A 1,215-nucleotide genomic window follows, 5' to 3' on the forward strand; every position below is an offset into this window, starting at 1 on the left:
GCCGACGGCCACGACCTGTTCCTGGAGGTCGGCCCGCACCCGGTGCTGGTGCCCGCGCCGTCCGCCGCTTCCGCCTCACCCGTCCACCACCCCTCCCGCGCGGGATCGCGCGCCAGCGCGCGCGTGGTGCCCTCACAATGGAGCGTCACTCGGTCTGCCTGCGGTGCCCACACCTCGAACTGCACGGACGGTTCCCCTTCGTCTGCTCACCGTGATGCTCAGCGGTCCCATCGTGCCGCTCCGGACGATCAATCCGCTCATCAATTCGCCCCCGGCAGGCTGGTGTCGCGGAAGTACCGGCACGGCGGCACCCGTTCCGCGTTTTCTGGACACCCGGAGTTCACTGCCCGACAATCACCAGCGTGACGTCGTCCTTCGAGTTCTCCACCTACCCCGCGCGCCTGTCCGACGCGGAACGTGACAAGGCGCTGCGGGTGCTGCGCGACGGCGTCGCCCTGGGCCGGCTCTCGCACGACACGTTCGTCCGCCGCATGGAACTGGCGCTCGCCGCGCGCCGCTCCGACGAACTCGCCGTCCTCGTCGCCGACCTGCCTCAGGAGAACCGTTTCTCGCGCGCGGTCCTCGGCACCGTGGAGGCCGTGTCCGGGTTCACCGTACGGCTGCGCCGCGCCTGGCAGGCCGAGCGGCTGCCCAAGCTGCTGCTGCCGCACCCGGACCACACCCACCCGCTGCGCATCGGCCGCGATCCCGCCAACGGGCTGCGCCTGAACCACGAGACGGTCTCCCGCGTGCACGCCGAACTCCGCCGCCAGGGCGGCCTGTGGGTGCTCAGGGACCTGGGCTCCACCAACGGCACCACCGTCAACGGCCGCCGGGTCACCGGCGCGGTCGTGGTCCGCGAGGGCGACCAGGTCGCCTTCGGCCGGATGGCGTTCCGGCTCGCGGTGGGCTAGGACGCCGGCCGGCCCTTCCGCGGCGGCGAACGGGTACGCGTGTGCCCTCCCGGACGGGAGACCGCGTTGGCGTGTGTGCCGTACCAGGCGGGAGACCGGGGCCGCGTGCGTGCCGTCTCGAACGGGTGAGCTGGCAGGCGCGTGTTGCCGTCCCGATCGGGTGAGCGGTGCTCGGGAAGACGGGCCGCCGTGCCGATGCAACCGGTATGACTCACCTCACCAGAGCGAAGGCGGCGGCCGCGGCCCTGCTGGCCGTCGCGGCACTCCTCACCGCGGCACCCGCCCGGGCGGCCACCCGCGA

2 protein-coding genes are annotated in these 1,215 nt (G+C 73.1%); one reads left to right on the forward strand and one right to left on the reverse strand.

Annotated elements, in window-relative coordinates:
* A partial coding sequence (locus H5J33_RS38170; RefSeq protein ID WP_309485579.1) for a hypothetical protein occupies window positions 1-185 on the reverse strand: 185 nt, incomplete at its 3' end.
* 177 nt (window positions 186-362) lie between these two features.
* On the opposite strand from H5J33_RS38170, the gene H5J33_RS35825 reads away from it, so the two are divergent.
* Complete coding sequence (locus tag H5J33_RS35825) at window positions 363-914, forward strand: DUF1707 and FHA domain-containing protein (RefSeq protein WP_181798807.1); 552 nt, start codon at window positions 363-365, stop codon at window positions 912-914.
* The last annotated feature ends 301 nt before the right edge of the window (window positions 915-1,215 follow it).

Origin of the sequence: Streptomyces sp. WELS2, assembly GCF_013870595.1 — a bacterium.
Lineage (GTDB): Bacteria > Actinomycetota > Actinomycetes > Streptomycetales > Streptomycetaceae > Streptomyces.